Consider the following 16,251-nt stretch of genomic DNA (forward strand, 5'->3'; position numbering starts at 1 on the left):
GCGTTGTATTGTCAAGAACGCAGGAGAGTTGTCACTGTTACCGATCGAGATAAGAACTTACGATATAAATACAATAAGATACAAATAAGCGGGGTGCATTGTGAGGGACAGGGTTCCTTATTGCACAAAGCGATCAGCAAAAAGAGACCGCCGAAGCGGTCCCCTTGCTGATCGTTATTGATATCAGAGTGTATCGATTATATCGAGAGAATGACTCTCGTTCATTGAAGTACACATCTCGATGAACTTGTCGAGAGGTACGTTCTTGAGCTGCTTGTTTCCTCTGATGTTGATAGATACCTGTTCATTTTCAGCCTCGCTGTCACCGATGATAACAACATACGGATCCTTGTAGTCCTTGAATCTTCTGATCTTGTTCTTCATGTTGTCGTCTGTGTAGTCAGCTTCAACTCTGATTCGGTTCTTTTTAAGGAGTGCGGCTACCTTCTTAGCGTACTCGTTGTGCTCTGTTCTGATAGGAACGATACCTACCTGCATTGGTGAGAGCCAGAACGGGAATGCACCCTTGAAGTTCTCTGTGATGATACCGATGAATCTCTCGAATGAACCGAATATAGCACGGTGGATCATTACAGGCTGCTTCTCAGATCCGTCTGAAGCGATGTACTTCATGCTGAAGTTGAGAGGAAGCTGGAAGTCGAGCTGGATGGTACCCATCTGCCACTCACGTCCGATAGCGTCCTTCATCTTAAGGTCGATCTTTGGACCGTAGAATGCACCGTCGCCCTCGTTGAGCTCATAGCCGTCGGGACCGTACTTTTCTTCGAGGATAGCCTTAAGGTCAGCCTCAGCCTTGTTCCATACGTTTATATCGCCCATGTAGTCATCGGGACGTGTTGAAAGCTCTGCCTTGTATTCAAGACCGAATGTATCGTATATCTCTGTTGCGATATCCATGATATCGTTGATCTCTGATGATATCTGCTCCTCAGTTACAAGGATGTGAGCGTCGTCCTGTCTGAACTGCTGAACACGGAAGAGTCCGTTGAGCTCGCCTGACTTCTCCTTACGGTGGATAACGTCTACCTGATTGAACTTAAGGGGGAGCTCCTTGTAGGAACGCTGCTTGTTCATGTAAACCTTGATAGCGTTAGGGCAGTTCATTGGCTTAGCACAGTATACTTCGTTCTCGTCCTCGGAAGGGATAACGAACATGCCGTCCTGGTAATGATCCCAGTGACCTGAAGTTACCCAGAGCTCCTTCTTGGAGAGCACAGGACCTGAAATCTCGGTGTAATCGTGTTCCTCGTGAACGCCTCTCCAGTATTCAAGAAGTGCGTTGAAGAGCTTCCAGCCTCTTGGGAGCCAGTAAGGCATACCGGGAGCAGTACGGTCGAACATGAAGAGAGCGAGCTCCTTGCCGAGCTTCTTGTGGTCGCGAAGCTTAGCTTCCTCGATCATCTTTATGTATTCATCCAGCTGTGAAGCCTTAGGGAATGCGATAGCGTAAACACGGCTGAGCATCTTGTTGTTCTCGTTGCCTCTCCAGTAAGCACCTGTGCATGAGAGAAGTTTGAATGCCTTTACGGGACCTGTTGTCATAAGGTGAGGACCTGCACAGAGGTCTGTGAATTCGCCCTGCTTGTAGAATGAGATAGGCTCACCCTTGCCGACATGCTCCTCGCAGAGTTCTACCTTGTAAGGCTCGTCCATATCCTTGAGCTTAGCTACAGCGTCAGCAGGTGCAAGCTCGAACTGCTCGAGTTCGAGGTCTTCCTTGACGATCTTCTTCATTTCAGCCTCGATCTTTTCGAGTTCTTCGGGAGTGAAAGGCTTTTCAAGGTCGAAATCATAGTAGAATCCGTTGTCGATAGCAGGACCGATAGCAAGCTTTGCTGAAGGATAAAGTCTCTTAACTGCCTGAGCAAGGATATGTGAAGCAGTATGCCAGAAAGTCTTCTTACCGTCGAGACAGTCGAATGTGCATACCTCGAACTTGCAGTCGCTGTCGATAACTGTACGGAGGTCCTTGACCTCTCCGTTGATCTTGACACAGCATGCAGCCTTGTAAAGTCCCATGCCTATGCCCTTGATTATTTCTGCGGCTGACTGTGCAGCTTCGATCTCTCTTGCGCTGCCGTCAGGAAGTGTTAATTTTATCATGGTTATTTCTCCTTTTTAATATTTTCGTTTATGAATAATTCATCGTTCTCCCAATTTTCGGGATTGGATTCGATGTATTGCCAAATCCTGGATAATTCCTTGTCATTACGAATTATATGATCATAATAATTACGCTGCCAAGGAGAAAATCCTGCTTCTTTTGTTACCAGAATTTTTAATGAACGTATCAATTTAGGTAACGATTGTGTAGGGGGCGATGCCCACATCGCCCCATCGTGGTTCGTATAATCATTTTCAATTTTTATAATCAGATGGATATGGTTTGGCATAATAACATATTTTTTTATGCCATTTATATTTTCAATATGTCTTTTTAAGATCCGACCGATATTTGATAATTCGAACGGTAATGGCGTTGTAATATTGTTATTTTCATTAATGTTCGGGGCGATGTGGGCATCGCCCCCTACAGGTTTGCTGTAATCCCAAAAATAATGCTGTTTATGCTTCGTGCATATAGTCACGAAATACGCGCCGTTCCGTGAATAATCGTAATTTTTAAGGCGGATATCTTTTCTGTGGGGCATGTCCATATCAACCTACCCAGCCTGTCACCTCGAAAATATCTGCAAACAGTTCTATGTGGACTCTGTCACGCATAAAACCGTCATCGGTACCTGTATCGAAGCAGACGATGATATCTCCCTCGTCGAAGTCGATGTAAACATTTTCCAGCGAGAGTAGCTTTGCCAGCGCATCGGGAGAACCTCCCTCATAGTAGCCATCATCGATTATCATTTCGGCGATAGTATTTTTGCTTCCGTCGAGTTTATCGAGCTTTTTGGCTATCTCCGAGAGGTTTTTCATAATGTCCTCTTCATTTTCCGTATAGAATCGGACGGTCTGAGTGGTACCCCAGAGCTTATAAGGCAGCTCGTAGGCTTCTTCCTGCTTGTTGTAAATTATATTGCTCATACTTATCACCTCCCGAAGCGCAAAAAAGTCCCTTAAGCCTTAAGCAGGCAAAAGGGACGATAATTACCGTGGTTCCACCCTGATTCACACGGATGCTATCCGTATCTCAAGTGCTCTGTAACGGGAGCGCCCGTCGTTTATTGGACGAACTCGGAGGCGGTGTGCTGTGATCCCGACTGCTACTGCCTTGCACCGAACGGCAGCTCTCTGTAAACAGTTATATCGGACCGAGCCTTCCTCTTCACAGTTTTAAGTGTATAATGTAATAATAGCATAGATTTATAGCTTTGTCAATAGTTCTTTGAAAAACAATCCAGAAAACGGAGGACACGTATCGTAAGGAATGTTAAGAAGCCCTGTCAATAGCCTGCTTTATGTAAGGAAGCACCTGTTCACGGGGGATGTTGAGGGCATAAGCGAACTCGTCATACAGCATATGTTCGGCTTCGGTGAGGAATCTCTCATCGGAGGAGTGGAGCTTTTTGTGTCCCTCGTTGAGCTTCAGCTTGCGGGAATAGAGAGTTTTTATGAGCTTAACAAGCTCACGTCTGTCGCCCTGATCGATTATCGAGCGGAACTCCTCTTTGCGCTGAGCGTCGTTATCGATCCATATATCGCTTTCTTCGGGCATTATACTTATCAGGTCCTCGACTTCTTTCTTTGAATATACCTGACGCATCTTATCAAGAAGCGGACTGTTTTCGGTAGGCACATAGAATGTATTTCTATCGTCGCCTACAGGCTGAAAAACGTAGTATTCCACATCTTCGCCGCTGAAATCACGAGTCTCTATGGCTTTGATGATACACACACCGTAAGAAGCATACATAACTGCGTCATTAACGTTATACATAACAATACCTCCCGAAAAAATAAAAAGGTGCAGACGCTCAACCGGATTTACATCAGAATTAGCGACTACACGTTGATACTATTATTATAACATAATTCCGTGCAAAATGTCATAGGCATAATGTACAAAACTGGAAAACGGATTTGTCTATTCTGCGCATGGAACAGGAAAGGGAGTCCTGATTAGGACTCCCTTGAAATACGAGTTATATCTGTGTTGAGTAGTTAGGAGCTTCCTTGGTGATGTAGATATCGTGAGGATGGCTCTCTTTAAGTCCTGCACCTGTGATGCGGATGAACTGAGCGTTATCGTGGAGCTTGGGGATGTTTACGCAACCGCAGTAGCCCATACCTGAACGGATTCCGCCGACGAGCTGGAAGATAGTATCAGCAACAGGGCCCTTGAAAGGTACACGGCCTTCAACACCTTCCGGAACGAGCTTCTTAGCGCCCTCCTGGAAGTATCTGTCCTTGGAGCCGTTAGCCATAGCGCCGAGACTTCCCATTCCGCGGTATACCTTGAACTGACGTCCCTGGTATATCTCAGTCTCACCGGGAGCTTCTGCACAGCCTGCAAGGAGTGAACCGAGCATTACTACGTTTGCACCTGCGGCGAGAGCCTTGACTATATCGCCTGAGTATTTGATACCGCCGTCAGCGATAACAGGGATACCGTACTTCTGAGCAACACATGCAACATCATAAACAGCAGTGATCTGTGGAACGCCGATACCTGCAACTACACGGGTAGTACAGATAGAACCTGGTCCGATGCCGACCTTTACGCAGTCTGCGCCTGCCTTGATGAGGTCCTCGGCAGCGGCTGCTGTAGCGATATTACCTGCGATAACAGGGATATCGGGGTAAGCTTCCTTGACCATTGAGAGACATTTGAGGATGTTTGCACTGTGTCCGTGAGCAGAGTCGAGAACGAGTACATCGACCTGAGCATCGATAAGAGCCTTAGCTCTGTCGAGAACGTTTGCTGTAACGCCGATAGCAGCGCCGCAGAGGAGTCTGCCCTTAGCGTCACGTGCAGAGTTAGGATACTGTACCGATTTCTCGATATCCTTTATAGTGATGAGTCCCTTTAAGTGACCTCTCTTGTCAACTATCGGGAGCTTTTCGATCTTGTGCTTGCGGAGGATCTCCTGAGCCTGTTCGAGGTTAGTACCTACGGGAGCAGTAATGAGGTTGTCCTTTGTCATGACCTCGGAGATCTTCGCATTGAAGTCTGTAAGGAAGCGCATATCACGGTTTGTGATGATACCGACGAGCTTGTTCTTGTCATCAACTATCGGAACGCCTGATATCTTGTATTTACCCATAAGCTCATCAGCGTCTGCAACGATGTGATCCTCGGTGAGCGAGAACGGGTTAACGATAACTCCGTTTTCCGAACGCTTAACCTTGTCAACCTCATCAGCCTGCTGTTCGATAGTCATATTCTTGTGGATGATACCGATACCGCCCTCTCTTGCGATAGCGATAGCCATACGTGAATCTGTGACAGTATCCATAGCGGCAGTCATGATAGGTGTGTTGAGAGTGATAGTTTTAGTGAGCTTAGTGGTAAGGTCGATCATGTTGGGGGTAACGTCTGATTTTGCGGGTATCAGAAGAACATCGTCAAAGGTGAGACCCTCTTTCTGAAATTTGCTGTTCATGTCCGTAAGCATGCTAATTCCTCCTTAATACTTCCCGGTCCCCTGCGTTTGTAAGGGACACCAAACGTGGGTTTATTACTTTTAATGATACTATTTTTTCGCCCGAGTGTCAATAGCTGAGAGAAAACTTCCGCTATAGAAAAATGATGTGCAAAACCGTCGGCTTTTGGCGAAAAAAGCAATTTACCGCTGTAAATCGGTTAGGGGAGTGAAAAACGGGCGCACTTATGTACGCCCGTTCTCCGGTTATTTGTATGTTATGATAATATAAAATGAAGACTTATCGCCTTTATGTTACTTGGTGCTTGTGGCAGCAGTAGTTACCGCTGCCTTTGCGGTAGTTGCAGCCGCCTTTGTTGTGGACTTCACAGCCGCAGTTGTCGCAGCAGCTTTAGTTGTAGCCTTCGGTACTGTAGTTGTGACCGTCGGCTTAGCGGTAGTCTTAGGGACTGTGGTCGTAATAGTAGTCGTGACTGTAGTTGTGGATGTTGTTGAAGATGTAGTCACGGTAGTTGATGTAGTGGTAACGGGCTCGTCACCGAGAGTTGAAAGACGTGCGTACTCAGCAAGTATTGCCGAAGCGTCGCCTGCATCTATCCTGCCGTTCTCGTCGAAGTCGCCCATGTATATCTGATAACTCGTGAAAGTACCCTCTGCCGCAGTTGAAAGACGTGCGTACTCCTGTAGTACAGCGGAAGAGTCGGAAGCGCTTACAAAGCCGTCCTTGTCAACATCTCCTCGCCTGTCCTTCTTTGGATCGATAAAGCTTATGGAGTAATTGTCGGCATATGAATCTGCATGGGAACCTCTTTCACCGAGAATGAGGAAATTCTCGTCGGATTTATAATATCCGCTTCGCAGGTCGTAGTATTTGCCGAGAGCGTTGTATTCGATGTAGGTATCCTTCGGTATGGTCACAACGGAAAGACCGCTGCATCCGAAAAAAGCCTCCTGACGTATGTAGTTCAGCTTGTCGCTGAAATTAACATCGGTCAGTGAGATACAGGAAGAAAAGGCTGAATCGTATATATCCTCGGCACCTGAAAGGTCGATGGTTTTAAGTGAAGTGCATCCCATGAAAGCGCCCTGTCCGTAATTGCTTACGCCCTTGGAGTTCTCGACCTTTTCAAGCGAGATGCAGCCTGCAAAGGCGTTGCTGCCGATAGTTTCGAGTGTGTCTGGAAGCTTCACGGAAGTTATATCTGTGTTATTGAAGAAAGCCTTGCTACCTACGTTGGTTACCGGGTAGTCTTCAAGAGACAATGGCAGCTTGACTTCGCCCTTTGCGTTCTGAGCGCCGACTATAGTGACGAACTTTTCGGTCTCGTCGTCGTACCAGGAATAGTTCTCATCTACCGTGTAGCTGTAGATTATCCCGCCGATAACAATGGTCTTTACTTCGGGAGTATCCTCCTCTGCGTAAGCCGAACCGTTCATAAGGGCGGCAGAAAGCATTACGGCAGAGGTAAGAAGTGATATTTTCTTTTTCATCATATACCTTCTCTCTTGCAGATATTGCCATTTATCATTACAAGTAAGGGTTCGGACATAAGGTCGAGCGGATCACAGCCCTTCGGGTAGATCTGTATATCGGCATCCTTGCCCTTTGTGAGAGTGCCTGCAACGTCCTCTATACCGAGTATCTCGGCAGGTACAACAGTAAGCGCCCTGAGAGCTTCCTCACGGTCGAGACCGCCCTTTACGGCAGCCTGTGCCGAAAGCGGAAGGTACTGTATCGGGATAACGGTATGGTCTGTACAGATAGCGATCTTTACTCCGTTTTCGTGGAGGACTTTTGCGTTTTCGAGTTCAAGTCCGCGCATTTCGGGCTTGCAGCGGTCGCAGATTATAGGACCGCAGATAACGGGAACTTCCTCTTCTGCGATGATATCGGCTATCTTGTGTCCCTCTGTGCCGTGTATGATAACGGGATCGAGGCTGAACTCCTTTGCGATGCGTATAGCAGTACATATATCGTCCGCACGGTGACAGTGGAAGAATGCTTTCTGCTTGCGGTCGAGGAGGGGCATGAGTGCTTCGCACTTTATATCGTACTCAGGCGGTTCGTAGTTCTCGTTATCCGAGTAGTAGCTGTCCATATCGTGGGAATAGCGGCGTGTTTTATAGAGTCCCTCACGTATAATGGCGGTAACAGCCATACGTGTCATGGGAGTTTCATTTTTGTCGCTGTAAACACGCTTTGGGTTCTCGCCCATAGCGAACTTGATGCCGCATGTTCTTACGAGCATATCGTCAACACGGCGTCCTGCGGTCTTTATCACGCATATCTCACCGCCGCAGGCATTGGCGCTTCCGGGACAGGAAGCCGCTGCGGTTATACCTCTCATCCTTGCTTCCTCGAAGCAGCGGTCGAAGGGGTTGATGCCGTCGATAGCGCGCATCTGCGGAGTGAAGGGATCTGTGGACTCGTTGCAGTCGTCCCCCTCGAAGTCGAGACCGTCCTCGATGATGCCGAGGTGGGTATGAGCGTCGATGAATCCGGGAAGCACGATACCGCCCTTTGCGTCGATGCTGTCCTCTGTGAGAGTGTCGGGGACTCCGCTTCCCACTGCGGTTATTTTACCGTCGTTAACTTCTATCCAGCCGCAGTCTGTTACCTCTGCGGAGTTTTCCATAGTATGAATCTCTGCATTATAAATAAACATATTAACTCCGATCTATCTGAACTTTTTAACCGAATCCGCAATGATCTCAGCGACTTCTATAGGACTGCCCTGAGCGTCTACATGTATCGTTGAGTGCCTGCGGTAGATATCTATCCTGTCGTTATAACGTTTAAGCAGTTCCTCTTTTGTGGAGGAAGCTGCAATGGGACGATTGCTGTCGCCGCATATACGCTCATAGCAGGTCTCGAAGGGAACGTCCAGAAATACTACTGCTCCTGCATCGGCAGCAGCCTTTGCAGAGTCGGGATTGAGCATAGCACCGCCTCCGCAGGCAATAACAGCGGACTTTCCGCACATTGAGCGTATCGTTTCGGCTTCCACCTGACGGAAGTAGGGTTCGCCTTTTTCGGCGAATATATCGGGAATGGACATTTTCTGCGATTCGACGATAAGCTCGTCCGTATCATAAAAGCCGCAGCCGAGTTTTTTAGCTGTCAGCTTGCCGATAGTTGATTTTCCGCAGCCCATGAAGCCGCATAGAAATATAGTCATGATAATAACTCCTGATTAACTGTTCATGTTGTTTACTTCGTTTTCTACGTCAAGGATTATCTTTGAAATGTCTTCGGGTGCGAAGTGACCGCCGTACCAGTATTCGTGAGCCTTTACAGCCTGATATACCAGCATTGAAGCACCGCCTACAGCTGTTCTGCCGAGGGCGCGGGCTTTCTTCATTAGAAGAGTCTCGGTCGGGTTGTAGATAACGTCGAAGAAGCTGAGGCAGTTCTCTATAACGCTGTCGGACACTGCAACAGCATCCGTATTCGGGTACATGCCAACGGGGGTAGCGTTGATGAGAAGGTCATACTTGCCGTTTATCTCCGAAATGTCGATTATCTTTACAGCAGCGCTGCATTTTGCAAGTATCTCAGCCATTACGAGCTGAGCGTTCTTTACGTCCTGAGGGATAACAGCGATAGTGAGGTTTCCGCCGTGAAGTGCAGTCTCAATAGCTATCATTCGTCCTACGCCGCCGCAGCCGAGAAGAAGCACATTTCCGTCCAGCGGAAGCAGCTCTGCGGAACGAAGGAAGCCGTCGCAGTCGGTGTTGTATCCGACAAGTCTTCCGTTCTCGTTGCTGATGCAGTTTACCGAATTGTATCTGAGAGCACTTTCGCCGAGTTCATCGGTGAGCGGTATAACTGCGGTCTTATGCGGAATGGTTATATTGAAACCCTTAAGGCTGCGGAGCATGTCCGCACTTCCTGCGAGGTCCGCAGGATCGATATCGATGAGGTCATATGAGAAGTCCGATATCCTACTGAGCTCAAACAGCTTTTTGTGTATTAGGGGGGACATGGAATGTCCGAGAGGATGTCCTATAAGTCCGTATTTATCCATATATTTCCTCTGCCTTTCCGAGAGTTTCCATATTCTCTATATTGTATATCCTTACGTTTTCGAGAGTTCTCTTTACGAGTCCTGCGAGTGTCTTTCCGGGACCGAATTCCACGAATGTATCAGCGCCGTCAGCCTGCATAGCCTGAAGCTCGGAAGTAAAGCGGACAGGTGATACGATGTGCTTTGCGAGAAGTGAAGGCATATCGCTGAAATCTGTAAGCTCGCCGCCTGTAACGTTGGAGTAATACTTCACAGTGGGCTTGCGGAAGGTGATAGTTTTTGCTGTCTCGTAGAACTTGTCCGCAGCGGGCTGCATGAGTTTGGAGTGGAAAGCTCCTGCGACCTTCAATGGCTGAACTCTTGCCTTAAGCTCCTTGAATACCTCGCTTACCTCCTCGACGCCTTCGGGAGTACCTGCGATAACGGTCTGCATAGGCGAATTTAAGTTTACGGCTGCAACGTAATTCTTTGCGGAATCGCATACCTCGACTATCTTTTCGGGATCGATTTTCATAACTGCTGCCATAGCGCCCTTTGTGCTTCGTGCAGCCTCGTCCATAGCCTCGGCTCTTGCCTTGATAAGGCGGAAAACGTCCTCGAGTGATACCATTCCCGACATTGTGAGAGCGGCGTATTCACCGAGTGAGTGACCTGCAACGCCGTCAAAACGGAATGGGATGCCTGCGTTGTGAGTTTTTGTGATAGCCGCTGAATTGCAAACCAGTGAAGTAAGGAGAATAGCGGGCTGTGCGTTTATAGTCTGAGCGAGTTCTTCGGGAGTGCTGTCGAAGCAGACTGCTCTCATGTCTCTGCCGAGTATGTCTGAAGCGATGTCGTAAAGCTCACCTGTATGAGGGTAAGCTTCGAGGATATCTTTTCCCATTGCAGGGTACTGTGAACCCTGACCTGAAAATAGTGAAATTGTCATAACTGTAAACTTCCTTTCTGTAAGTTATACACAAGCTACTGTTTTAATTGCCGAAATTCCACACTGGATTTTGTGTAAAATGACGATATTTTGCTTTTGCCGAAGCAAAGGGATAAAATATCGTTGCAAAAAATGCGGAAATGATTTACAATATATTTGTATGCTGTGAATGCGTACATATATAATATAGCATAAAAATTCAGTTTTTACAACTGTTTTATGAGAATTCCTTCAAAGGAGATAGAAAATGGGCATCGAGATTCTCGGCACAGGAAGCTATGTTCCCGAACAGAAGCTTACAAATGACGACTTTACTAAATTCATTGACACAAACGACGAGTGGATAAGAACACGTACAGGGATCACCGAAAGAAGAATGGCAGGCTGGGAGCCTACATGGTATATGGGTGCGAAGGCTTCGGCTCAGGCACTTGAAAGAGCAGGCATATCTGCGGAAAAGATAGACCTTATCATATCGTGTACAGCTACAGCGGACTTCCACACACCTTCAATGGCAAGCGTTATACAGCGTGAGCTGGGAGCAGTGAACGCTGCTGCCTTCGACCTCAACGCCGCATGTTCAGGCTTTGTTTATGCACTGGATGTGGCTCGCCGATTCCTTCAGACAGGCGACGGCATGGAACATATACTGGTAGTTGCCAACGAATCGCTCTCCCGCTTCCTTGACTTCGAGGACCGCGGAAGCTGTATACTCTTCGGCGACGGTGCTTCCGCTGCTGTAGTTACAAAAAGCGACAAGCTCTATTCGTCTCATCTCGCTTCTGACGGCACAGGCGCACAGTATCTCTGTGCAAGAAGCTTGCAGGTAGCTCCCGAGGTAAAGGTAGAGACAGATTTCAATGACGGATTTACCGACAAGCCGCTCCACAAGCTCTATCAGGACGGCAAGGAAGTGTACAAGTTCGCTACCAAGGCACTGCCTAAGTCCTTTGAACTCGCTGCCGCAAAGATCGGCATCACAAAGGACGAGATAGACTGGTTCATACCTCATCAGGCCAATATCCGCATTATCGAGACTGCCGCAAAGCACCTCGGCGCACCTATGGAGAAGTTCATAGTAACTCTTGACCACTACGGCAATACCTCCAGCGCTTCGATACCTCTCGCACTGAACGAGGGCATCGAAAAGGGACTTATAAAGCGCGGTCAGAAGCTGGCTCTCATCGGCTTCGGAGCAGGTCTCACATACGGCGGAATAATACTCGAATACTAAGGAGATAAATTATGAAAACAAGAATCACCGAACTTTTAGGCTGTGAATATCCGATAATACAGGGCGGTATGGCATGGGTAGCAGAGCATACTCTTGCTTCCGCAGTTTCAAACGCAGGCGGAATAGGTCTTATTGCAGGCGGAAGCGCTCCGATAGACTACCTCCGCGATCAGATACGCAAGTGTAAGGAAAAGACCGATAAGCCGTTCGGTGTGAACATAATGCTCATGAGTCCGAATGCTGCCGATCTTGCACAGCTCTGCATAGACGAGAAGGTAGCTGTTGTAACTACAGGTGCAGGCAATCCTGCTGCTTATATCCCTGCATGGAAGGAAGCAGGCATAAAGGTAATACCTGTTATCCCTTCAGTCGCTCTTGCAAAGAGAATGGAACGTGCAGGTGCTGATGCAGTTGTTGCAGAGGGTACCGAATCAGGCGGACATATCGGCGAGAACACTACTATGTGCCTCGTACCGCAGGTAGTTGATGCACTGGAGATACCCGTTATCGCAGCAGGCGGTATCGCTGACGGCAGAGGAATGGCAGCTTCATTCATGCTTGGTGCAGAGGGTGTACAGATAGGTACACGCTTCCTTGCTTCAGAGGAGTGTCAGATACATCCTACATTCAAGGAACTGGTAGTAAAGGCAAAGGATACCGACAGCGTTGTAACGGGACGATATACAGGTCATCCATGCAGAAACATAAAGACAAAGTTCTCGAAGAAGCTTGCTAACGGAGAAAAGGACGGAAGTCTTACTCCAGACGAGTTCGAGAAGCTTACACTGGGTTCTCTCCGCAAGGCAGTTCAGGACGGAAATCTCGACGAGGGTTCTTTCCTCTGCGGAGCTATCGCAGGAATGATAAACGATGTCAAGCCTTGTGCAGAGATCGTAAAGGAAATAATGGATCAGGCTGAGAAGCTTCTCGGCAAGTGAGCAGAGATCAGTAAACAGTGCAGTTACAGTGTACAATCATGGTATTATTTGGAGTGAAAAATGAAACAGTATAAATTCGTAAGGGTAAAATACGACTGCTGGAGCAATCTTTACGTCTTCAAAAAAGATAAAGAAAAGATATCTCCGCGCAAGGTCATTGAGGATATGGCTGAACAGGGGTACAGATTCGTTGAGCATCTTCCTGTGCGCCGGGGCGCATACGGCAGCCTTCAGGAGTACGACCTTGTATTTGAAAAGGACATATGACAATTACATTTGTCACTGACATAATTACATCTGACCTGTTTACTTTGCAGACTAAAACGGTTAGAATCAAGAGTGTGATACAAAACTGCTCGAAAAAACATGCCGCAGTTTACTGCGGTGATAATACGGAGGTAAAATATGGCAACAGCAATAATTACAGGCGCTTCACAGGGAATCGGAGCGTGTATCGCTAAAAGACTCGCAAAAGACGGCTTCGATGTGGTCATAAACCACTATCCAAGCGACTCCGATAAGGAAAAGGCTCTGGCAGTTGCAGAGGAGTGCCGTGCTCTCGGCGTAAAGGCTGAGTGCTATGCAGCGGACGTTTCAAAGTTCGACCAGTGCGAGGCTATGGTCAAGCAGGTCAAGGAGGACTTCGGAAGCATCGATGCCCTCGTGAACAATGCAGGCATCACAAAGGATACTCTCCTTGCACGAATGAAGGAAGAGGACTATGATGCTGTTATCGCTGTAAATCAGAAGAGCGTTTACAATATGACAAAGCACGTATGCAGCGTTATGATGAAGCAGCGCCACGGACGTATCGTAAATGTATCATCTGTTGCAGGTCTTTACGGAAATCCCGGACAGATGAATTATTCCGCTTCAAAAGCCGCTATTATCGGCATGACCAAGACTACTGCAAAGGAGTTCGGTTCACGTAATATCACATGCAACGCTGTTGCTCCCGGACTTATCAGAACTCCCATGACAGATGTGCTTTCAGACGAGCTGAAGGCCAAGATGATAGATGCTGTAGCTCTCAAGCGCTACGGTGAACCTGATGAGATCGCATCGGTCGTTTCATTCCTCCTCTCGGATGACGCTTCCTACGTTACAGGACAGGTCATCGAGATCTCAGGCGGACTGTCAATGTGACCGTATACATAAAATCAAGAAAGAAAGGTATTATTTATCTATGAGCAGAAGAGTTGTTATCACAGGCCTCGGAGCTGTTACTCCGCTCGGAACAGGAGTAGGAAAGTTCTGGGAAGGAATACGACAGGGAAAGGTCGGCATATCATTGATAGATACCTTTGATACCGCAAATACAGGTGTCAAGGTATGCGGATTCGTCCGTGACTTCAATGAGGAAGACTATTTCGACGTAAAGGGATGCTTCGACAAGAAGGAATCAAAGCGTATGGACCGCTTTACAAAATACGCTCTCGTTGCAACACATGAGGCGCTTATGGATGCTGGTACGGATTTCAGTGATATCGATCCCTACAGGGCAGGCGTTCTTGTGGGTTCGGGTATCGGCGGTATCGACCTTACCCTTACAGAGTATACAAAGTTCCTTGAAAAGGGTGCAGGCAGAGTTTCTCCGTTCTATGTGCCTATGATGATAAGCAATATGGCGGCAGGCACTATCTCCATGAAGACGGGCTTCCGCGGAGCTAATTTCGATATAACCACAGCCTGTGCCACAGGTACACACTCCATAGGCGAGGCTTTCAGAAAGATAAAGGACGGCTACCTTGATGTGTGCATCGCAGGAGGTACAGAGTCCGCAAGAAGCGAGTTCACTTACGCAGCATTCTCCAATATGAAGGCGCTTACTAAGTGCGATGACGTTAACAAGGCATCTGTTCCATTCGATAAGGACAGAAGCGGATTCGTTCTCGGCGAAGGAAGCGGAATACTCATCCTTGAGGAGTATGAACACGCAAAGTCACGCGGCGCAAAGATATACGCAGAGGTCGGCGGCTACGGCGCTACCTGCGACGGATACCACATGACATCACCTATGCCGAGCGGTGAAGCAGCAGGAATGGGAATGTCCCTTGCAATAAAGGAAGCAGGTCTTGAACCTTCACAGGTGGACTACATCAACGCTCACGGCACTTCAACAGGTCTTAACGACAAGTACGAGACCGCTGCTATAAAGCTTGCGTTCGGCGATGCTGCAAAGAAGGTAAAGATAAACTCCACAAAATCGATGATAGGACATCTTCTCGGTGCGGCAGGTGCTGTTGAAGCTGTTGTTCTGGCAAAGTCCATAGAGGAAGGCTTTATCCACGCAACAGTCGGCACAACTACACCCGATGAGGAGTGCGACCTTGATTACTGCATAAACGGCAGCATCGAGCAGGAAGTCAATGCAGCCATTTCCAACTCACTTGGATTCGGCGGACATAATGCTACGGTATGCTTCAAAAAGGTCAGAGACTGAGGAGGACGATATATGGAAAAGATATATGGTCAGATAGACATAGAGACTATAGAAAAGCTTGCTGATATTGTCAACGGCAAGGAGCTTTCCGAAATAACCGTTTCAGACGGCGATAAGACTATTACCATAAAGGGCAGAAAATGTATGCCTGTTCCGATGCCTCCTGCACCGCCTGTAAGCGCTGCACCTGCGGCTGCGGAAAAACCTGCACCAAAGAACGAGGCAGTGAACGGAAATATAGTAAAATCCCCGATAGTCGGTACGTTCTATGCTTCACCATCTCCCGATAAGGCACCTTTCGTCAAAGTCGGCGACAAGGTTAGCAAGGGCGATATCATAATGATAATAGAGTCGATGAAGCTGATGAACGAGATACAGTCCGATTTCGACGGTGTCGTTGAACAGATACTCGTTTCAGACGGTCAGGCTGTTGAATTCGACCAGCCGCTCATGATAATAAAGTAAACTATGGATAACGGGAATATAAGCGGAAGAAAGTTCAGGTATATAACTCAGGAAGTAATTGACGCAGGTTATCTTAATATAACCTCCACCGATATGTTCAACGAACTGAGAGAATTCAATATACTGATGCAGGATATGCGTATGCTGAAGCTGAGGTTCTATCTGGAGTATTCTGTGGTAGTGCTGCTGAATCTGATAGTTCTCCCTCTGGGCCTGCTTCTTTTGGCGGCACCCGGAGAACTGAGATCAGGCTGGATCATGGGACCTATGAGAAAGCTTGCTTTACAGGATGAGATGTCGGCATATGCGGTTTCAGCGGTATTTGTCCTTGCGTATCTTTTCTGCTTTGTGTTCTTTGTGGTACACAAAAAGGATTACAGTCCGAAGAAATGCCTTTTGTATACGCTCTTCCTGATCCCTGTGAATCTTATCTATATCATTGTATATATATGCAATTTTTCTCTCATGTACTTTTTCAATGATCTTGACAGACGGCTGAAAAATGAGATGGGATACCCTCATTTCATCCGCATTGCAGATAGATATCCCCAGCCTGAAAAAGAGGAAGAAGAGGAACATGAGATATCATTCGATGATTACAAATCAGATGTCAACGATATGGAGACTCTGTGAATA

Annotated in this window: 17 protein-coding genes; 7 read left to right on the top strand and 10 right to left on the bottom strand. The window is 47.5% G+C overall.

What is annotated here, in order from left to right; genetic code table 11:
• Nucleotides 1-183: 183 nt before the first annotated feature.
• The 10 genes from thrS to fabD all read right to left on the bottom strand — a co-directional run bounded on the left by thrS (nucleotide 184) and on the right by fabD (nucleotide 10,535).
• The gene (thrS, locus tag BT127_RS02735) at nucleotides 184-2,124 is read right to left on the bottom strand and encodes a threonine--tRNA ligase (protein ID WP_075423488.1); all 1,941 of its coding nucleotides are present in this window, start codon (nucleotides 2,122-2,124) and stop codon (nucleotides 184-186) included.
• Nucleotides 2,125-2,126: 2 nt separating this feature from the next.
• Entirely contained in the window at nucleotides 2,127-2,672 is a 546-nt protein-coding gene (locus BT127_RS02740; protein ID WP_139275362.1) for a transposase, read from the bottom strand.
• A gap of 7 nt (nucleotides 2,673-2,679) precedes the next feature.
• Entirely contained in the window at nucleotides 2,680-3,060 is a 381-nt protein-coding gene (locus BT127_RS02745; RefSeq protein WP_075423490.1) for a hypothetical protein, read from the bottom strand.
• A 346-nt stretch (nucleotides 3,061-3,406) separates the two neighbouring features.
• Entirely contained in the window at nucleotides 3,407-3,913 is a 507-nt protein-coding gene (locus BT127_RS02750; RefSeq protein ID WP_075423491.1) for a CarD family transcriptional regulator, read from the bottom strand.
• A 205-nt stretch (nucleotides 3,914-4,118) separates the two neighbouring features.
• Nucleotides 4,119-5,591 carry an IMP dehydrogenase gene (gene guaB / locus BT127_RS02755; RefSeq protein ID WP_075423492.1) on the bottom strand — a complete coding sequence of 491 codons (1,473 nt, stop codon included), beginning with the start codon at nucleotides 5,589-5,591 and terminating at the stop codon, nucleotides 4,119-4,121.
• Nucleotides 5,592-5,873: 282 nt separating this feature from the next.
• The gene (locus BT127_RS02760) at nucleotides 5,874-7,073 is read right to left on the bottom strand and encodes a leucine-rich repeat protein (RefSeq protein WP_075423493.1); all 1,200 of its coding nucleotides are present in this window, start codon (nucleotides 7,071-7,073) and stop codon (nucleotides 5,874-5,876) included.
• Nucleotides 7,070-8,245, bottom strand: coding sequence for an amidohydrolase (locus BT127_RS02765; protein ID WP_075423494.1), 1,176 nt, complete (start codon nucleotides 8,243-8,245; stop codon nucleotides 7,070-7,072). Before BT127_RS02765 ends, BT127_RS02760 begins: the two co-directional genes overlap by 4 nt.
• Before the next feature lie 12 nt (nucleotides 8,246-8,257).
• Nucleotides 8,258-8,758: a shikimate kinase gene (locus BT127_RS02770; protein ID WP_075423495.1), complete on the bottom strand. Its 501-nt coding sequence runs from the start codon at nucleotides 8,756-8,758 to the stop codon at nucleotides 8,258-8,260.
• Between the two features lie 15 nt (nucleotides 8,759-8,773).
• Complete coding sequence (locus BT127_RS02775) at nucleotides 8,774-9,607, bottom strand: shikimate dehydrogenase family protein (RefSeq protein WP_075423496.1); 834 nt, start codon at nucleotides 9,605-9,607, stop codon at nucleotides 8,774-8,776.
• Entirely contained in the window at nucleotides 9,600-10,535 is a 936-nt protein-coding gene (gene fabD / locus BT127_RS02780) for an ACP S-malonyltransferase (RefSeq protein WP_075423497.1), read from the bottom strand. Before fabD ends, BT127_RS02775 begins: the two co-directional genes overlap by 8 nt.
• 247 nt (nucleotides 10,536-10,782) lie before the next feature.
• On the opposite strand from fabD, the gene BT127_RS02785 reads away from it, so the two are divergent.
• From BT127_RS02785 to BT127_RS02815, 7 genes are all read left to right on the top strand, one after another.
• A complete protein-coding gene (locus BT127_RS02785) occupies nucleotides 10,783-11,769 on the top strand; it encodes a beta-ketoacyl-ACP synthase III (RefSeq protein ID WP_075423498.1) in 987 nt (328 codons plus the stop codon).
• An 11-nt stretch (nucleotides 11,770-11,780) separates the two neighbouring features.
• Nucleotides 11,781-12,707 carry an enoyl-[acyl-carrier-protein] reductase FabK gene (gene fabK / locus BT127_RS02790; RefSeq protein WP_075423499.1) on the top strand — a complete coding sequence of 309 codons (927 nt, stop codon included), beginning with the start codon at nucleotides 11,781-11,783 and terminating at the stop codon, nucleotides 12,705-12,707.
• A gap of 60 nt (nucleotides 12,708-12,767) precedes the next feature.
• Nucleotides 12,768-12,974 carry a DUF4177 domain-containing protein gene (locus tag BT127_RS02795; protein WP_075423500.1) on the top strand — a complete coding sequence of 69 codons (207 nt, stop codon included), beginning with the start codon at nucleotides 12,768-12,770 and terminating at the stop codon, nucleotides 12,972-12,974.
• A gap of 138 nt (nucleotides 12,975-13,112) precedes the next feature.
• Entirely contained in the window at nucleotides 13,113-13,853 is a 741-nt protein-coding gene (gene fabG / locus BT127_RS02800) for a 3-oxoacyl-[acyl-carrier-protein] reductase (protein WP_075423501.1), read from the top strand.
• A gap of 40 nt (nucleotides 13,854-13,893) precedes the next feature.
• Complete coding sequence (gene fabF, locus BT127_RS02805) at nucleotides 13,894-15,150, top strand: beta-ketoacyl-ACP synthase II (protein ID WP_075423502.1); 1,257 nt, start codon at nucleotides 13,894-13,896, stop codon at nucleotides 15,148-15,150.
• A 12-nt stretch (nucleotides 15,151-15,162) separates the two neighbouring features.
• A complete protein-coding gene (accB, locus tag BT127_RS02810; protein WP_082334876.1) occupies nucleotides 15,163-15,615 on the top strand; it encodes an acetyl-CoA carboxylase biotin carboxyl carrier protein in 453 nt (150 codons plus the stop codon).
• A gap of 3 nt (nucleotides 15,616-15,618) precedes the next feature.
• Complete coding sequence (locus BT127_RS02815; protein ID WP_075423503.1) at nucleotides 15,619-16,248, top strand: hypothetical protein; 630 nt, start codon at nucleotides 15,619-15,621, stop codon at nucleotides 16,246-16,248.
• The last annotated feature ends 3 nt before the right edge of the window (nucleotides 16,249-16,251 follow it).

The sequence above is a fragment of the Ruminococcus sp. XPD3002 genome, assembly GCA_900119535.1.
Taxonomy (GTDB): domain Bacteria; phylum Bacillota; class Clostridia; order Oscillospirales; family Ruminococcaceae; genus Ruminococcus; species Ruminococcus flavefaciens_H.